The following is a 5,429-nucleotide window of genomic DNA, read 5'->3' as shown; positions in this document are numbered from 1 at the left end:
ACCGCCGGCGCCGGCCTGTTTGCACTGTCGGCCGTGGTCGGCTCGGTCGGCTACTGGGTGACCTCCCATGTGCTCGGCGACGCGCTCGCCCAGCCGGTGGCGCAGTCCGACCGCGCGCAGCAGGACGAGCTGCGTGCCATGTCCGCGCGCATGGCCGACATCCAGGCACGCATGATGCGCATCGACGCGCTCGGTGCCCACCTGGCCGAATCGGCCAAGCTCAAGGGCGACGAGTTCGATTTCTCGCGCAAGCCGCCGATGGGCGGCCCCGAGGAGGCCGGTGTCATCGGCCATGGTGACGAACACCAGGTCGGCCGCAAGCTCAGCGACCTCTGGCAGGAAGTGCAGGAGCGCGAGGCCCAGCTGATCGCCCTGGAGCGCGTGCTGCAGGGCATTCGCCAGCAGAAGGTCAACCTCGACAACATGCCGGTGCGCAACGGCTACATCACTTCCTCGTTCGGCTATCGCAGCGATCCGTTCACCGGCCGCACCACCTTCCACGGCGGCATCGACTTCGCCGGCTCGGAAGGCAGCGACGTGTTCTCCGTGGCCGATGGCGTGGTGGTCTTCGCCGGTGTCCGCAGCGGCTACGGCAACCTGGTCGAGATCAGCCACGGCGACGGCCTGGTGACCCGCTATGCCCATGCCAGCGGCATCGTGGTGAAGACCGGCGACCTGGTCAGCAAGGACCAGCTGATCGCCTACATGGGCTCGACCGGCCGCTCCACAGGCACCCACCTGCATTACGAAGTGCTGCGCGACGGCAAGCACATCAACCCGGCCACGGTGTTGCGCGTTGCCCGACGCTGAGTGTCGTTTTGTCCCGAAAGGCCCGGCATCTGCCGGGCTTTTCGTTTCCGGCAGGCCGGCGCCTGCCCCCCCGGGGACTTTCGTCAGGGGGGAAAGCGAGTAGAATGCTGCGCTGATTTGCCTTATCAATCCGAGTGGTGACCATGTTTTCACGCCTAGTCAGTGGCTTGTTCGGAACCAAGAACGAACGCGAGCTCAAGCGCATGCGACAGATCGTCGAGCGCATCAATGCCCTCGAGCCCGCGGCCGATGCCCTCAGCGATGACGAGCTCAAGGCCAGGACCGCGGAGTTCCAGCAGCGCTACCAGGGCGGCGAGAGTCTCGACGCGCTGCTGCCGGACGCCTTCGCGGTCTGCCGTGCGGCGGCCAAGCGCGTGCTCGGCATGCGCCACTACGATGTCCAGATGATCGGCGGCATCACCCTGCACGAGGGCCGCATCGCCGAAATGCGCACCGGTGAAGGCAAGACCCTGACCGCCACGCTGCCGGCCTACCTGAATGCGCTGTCCGGCGAAGGCGTGCATGTGGTCACCGTCAACGACTACCTGGCCGCGCGTGACGCCGAGTGGAACCGCCCGCTGTTCGAGTTCCTCGGACTCAGCATCGGCGTGGTGCGCTCGCAGCAGCCGCAGGACGAGAAGCGCGCCGCCTATCGTGCCGACATCACCTACGGCACCAACAACGAATTCGGTTTCGACTACCTGCGCGACAACATGGCGTTCCGCCTCGAGGACCGCTTCCAGCGCGGCCACGCCTACGCCCTGATCGACGAAGTCGACTCCATCCTCATCGACGAGGCGCGCACGCCGCTGATCATCTCCGGCGCCAGCGAAGACTCGTCGCGCCTGTACATCCAGATCAACACGCTGATCCCGTCGCTGACCCGCCAGGCCGAGGAAGGCAAGCCTGACGGCGGCCACTACTGGATCGACGAGAAGAGCCGCCAGGTCGAGCTCACCGAGGCCGGCCACGAGTTCGTCGAGCAGCGCATGGTCGCGATGGGCCTGCTGGCCGAGGGCGAAAGCCTGTACTCGCCGGCGCACCTGAACCTGGTGCACCACGTGCACGCGGCGCTGAAGGCGCACGTGCTGTTCCAGCGCGACGTGCACTACATCGTGCAGGGCAACGACGTCGTCATCGTCGACGAGCACACCGGCCGCACCATGCCGGGCCGTCGCTGGTCCGAGGGCCTGCACCAGGCCGTCGAGGCCAAGGAAGGGGTCAACATCCAGGCCGAGAACCAGACCCTGGCCACGACCACCTTCCAGAACCTGTTCCGCCTCTACCGCAAGCTCTCCGGCATGACCGGCACCGCCGACACCGAGGCGCCGGAGTTCCGCCAGATCTACGGTCTCGACGTGGTGGTGATCCCGACCCATCGCCCGATGATCCGCAAGGACCACGACGACCTGGTCTACCTGAGCCCGATGGAGAAGTACCAGGCCATCGTCAGCGACATCAAGGCCTACCGCGAGAAGGGCGCGCCGATCCTGGTCGGTACCGCGACCATCGAGGCCAGCGAGCTGCTGTCGCGCCTGCTCAACCAGGAAAAGATCCCGCACCGCGTGCTGAACGCCAAGTTCCACGAGCAGGAAGCCGAGATCGTCGCCCAGGCCGGCCGTTCCGGCACCGTGACCATCGCCACCAACATGGCCGGCCGCGGCACCGACATCCTGCTCGGCGGCAACTGGAAGGCCGAGGCCGCCAAGCTCGGCGACGCCATCACGCCGGAACAGACCGAGGCGCTGAAGAAGGCCTGGGAAGAAGACCACGCCCGCGTCATGGAGGCCGGCGGCCTGCACATCATCGGCTCCGAACGCCATGAGTCGCGACGCATCGACAACCAGCTCCGCGGCCGTGCCGGTCGCCAGGGCGACCCCGGCGTGACGCGCTTCTACCTGTCGCTGGAAGATGACCTCATGCGCATCTTCGCCAGCGAGCGAGTGAAGAACATGATGAAGTCGCTGGGCATGAAGCCGGGCGAGGCCATCGAGCACCCGTGGGTGTCGAAGTCCATCGAGGGCGCGCAGCGCAAGGTCGAGGCGCGCAACTTCGACATCCGCAAGAACCTGCTGAAGTACGACGACGTGGCCAACGAGCAGCGCCACGCCATCTACAGCCAGCGCGACGACATCCTCAAGACCGACAGCATCAGCGAGAACGTGCGCCTGATTCACGACGATGTCGTCGACAGCGTGATCAACGCCTACATTCCGCCGCTGAGCCTGGAAGAGCAGTGGGACATCCCCGGCCTCGAGCAGGCGCTGAGCTCCGACTTCGGCATGACCCTGCCGGTGGCCGAGTGGCTGGAGCAGGATGACAAGCTGCATGAGGAAGGTATCCGCGCCCGCATCCGCGAGTCGGTGCTCAGCGCCTGGAACGACAAGCGCGAACGCATGGGCGAGTCGGTCGCCAACCAGCTCGAGAAGCAGCTCATGCTGCAGATCATCGACCGCCACTGGAAGGACCACCTGGCGGCCATGGACTACCTGCGCAAGGGCATCCACCTGCGCGGCTATGCCCAGAAGAACCCGGAGCAGGAATACAAGCGCGAGGCCTTCCAGCTGTTCGAGCAGCTCATCAACGCGGTCAAGCTGGAGCTGATCCAGACCTTGGCGCGCATCCATGTGCCGACCGAGGAAGAGGTCGCGGCCATGGAGGCGCAGCGCGCCGCCGAGGCGCAGGCCATGTCGATGCAGTTCGAGCATGCCGACGCCTCGCAGGCGGAGGCGGAGCTGGCGGCCATCGAGGCTGGCGAACCGCTGCCCGAGCCGGAGCCGCAGGGTGGCGCCCGCCAGGTGGCGGGTGCCGCCCCGGTGCAGCCGTTCGTGCGCGATGGCGCCAAGGTCGGACGCAACGATCCCTGCCCCTGCGGTTCGGGTCGCAAGTACAAGCAGTGCCACGGCCAGCTCAGCTGACCGGGCAGACAACAGCAGTGTCGAGCGCGAGCGCGCAAGGAGTCCGTCATGGCCGTGGGTGACCTGTCCCTGCCTGTCATGCATCCCGTCAATGGTGTCCGCATCGGCATCGCCGAGGCGGGCATCCGCTACAAGAACCGTCGCGATCTGGTCGTCTTCGAGATCGCCGAAGGCGCCAGCACGGCGGCGGTGTTCACCACCAACGCGTTCTGTGCCGCGCCGGTGCATGTCGCCCGCGCCAATCTGGCGGCGGGTGCGCCGCGCTACCTGGTGATCAACACCGGCAATGCCAACGCCGGCACCGGCGAGCCCGGCATGGCGGCTGCGCAGACCTCTTGCGAAGCACTGGCCGCGCTGGCCGGTGTCGCGCCGGCACAGGTGCTGCCGTTCTCCACCGGCGTGATCGGCGAGCTGCTGCCGGTCGCCCGTCTGCAGGACGGCCTGCCGGCCGCGCTGGCGGCGCTGGGCGCCGACAACTGGGCTGCCGCCGCCACCGGCATCATGACCACGGNATGATCCGGCCCAACATGGCGACCATGCTCGGCTATGTCGCCACCGATGCCGCCGTGTCCGCCGATGTGCTGCAGGCGCTGCTGCGCGAAGTGGTCGAGGGCTCGTTCAATCGCATCACCATCGATGGCGACACCTCGACCAACGACGCCTGCGTGCTGATCGCCACCGGCCGGGCCGGCAATGCCCCGGTCACCGCTGCCGGGGGGGCGCTCTACCAGGCCCTGCGCGATGTGCTGGCGCGCGTGTTCCTGCGCCTGGCGCAGCTGATCGTGCGCGACGGCGAGGGCGCCACCAAGTTCATGACCGTGCGTGTCGAGGGCGGCGGCAATATCGGCGAATGCTGCGATGTCGCCTACGCGGTCGCGCATTCTCCGCTGATCAAGACCGCCTTCTTCGCCTCCGACCCCAACTGGGGCCGCATCCTTGCCGCCATCGGCCGTTCCGGCGTGCCGGGACTGGACGTGTCGAAGATCAACGTCTGGCTCGATGACGTGCTGCTGTGCGAGAACGGCGGCGCCGCCGCCAGCTACACCGAGGCGCAGGGTGCCGCGGTGATGCAGCAGCCGGAGATCACCATCCGCATCGACCTCGGTCGCGGCGATTTCGCGGACACCGTGTGGACCTGCGATTTCTCCTATGACTACGTCAAGATCAACGCCGACTACCGCTCCTGAGTCCGGGTGCCTGAGCCGGTGTTCCCGCACGGGCCGGCGCTGGTCGCCGGCCCCGTGACGTCTCCATGAAGCGCATCCATGTCGTGCTCGCGGTGATCCGTGGCGCGGGTGACCGCGTGCTGCTGTCACGTCGCGTCGCGGATGCGCATCTGGGCGGCCTGTGGGAGTTCCCGGGTGGCAAGGTCGAGGCCGGGGAAACCGAGCCGGAGGCGCTGGCGCGCGAGCTTGAAGAGGAGCTTGGGCTGCGTCCGCTGGACTGCGCGCCGCTGGCCACCGTCAGCCATGACTATCCCGACCGGCAGGTCCGCCTGTCGGCCTGGGAGGTCCGTGACTGGCTGGGGCAGCCACAGGGCCGGGAGGGCCAGCCGCTGTCCTGGGTGCGCTGTCGCGACCTGCCGACCATACCGTTTCCGGCCGCCAACGGTGCCATCGTTTCCGCTGCCATGCTGCCTGATTGCTGGCACATCACGCCTGCGCTCTGCACCGCTGCAGCAGCGGAGGACTGGGCACGCGC

General features: G+C 67.6%; 3 protein-coding genes and 1 pseudogene. All 4 read left to right on the top strand.

The annotated features are described in order from the left end of the window. The coding region (locus C5O18_RS06020; RefSeq protein WP_105192367.1) for a M23 family metallopeptidase at positions 1 to 810 on the top strand (810 nt) is incomplete at its 5' end. A gap of 143 nt (positions 811 to 953) precedes the next feature. After that, positions 954 to 3,728, top strand: coding sequence for a preprotein translocase subunit SecA (gene secA / locus C5O18_RS06015; RefSeq protein WP_105192369.1), 2,775 nt, complete (start codon positions 954 to 956; stop codon positions 3,726 to 3,728). A gap of 48 nt (positions 3,729 to 3,776) precedes the next feature. Beyond that, positions 3,777 to 4,915, top strand: a pseudogene (locus C5O18_RS06010) (bifunctional ornithine acetyltransferase/N-acetylglutamate synthase). Positions 4,916 to 4,980: 65 nt separating this feature from the next. Next, the coding region (mutT, locus tag C5O18_RS06005) for an 8-oxo-dGTP diphosphatase MutT (protein WP_146089235.1) at positions 4,981 to 5,429 on the top strand (449 nt) is incomplete at its 3' end.

It is taken from the genome of Amnimonas aquatica, from assembly GCF_002943415.1.
Taxonomy (GTDB): domain Bacteria; phylum Pseudomonadota; class Gammaproteobacteria; order Pseudomonadales; family Moraxellaceae; genus Perlucidibaca; species Perlucidibaca aquatica_A.
Note: the sequence above shows the minus strand (reverse complement) of the source record. Positions and strands in the feature narration are given on the sequence as shown.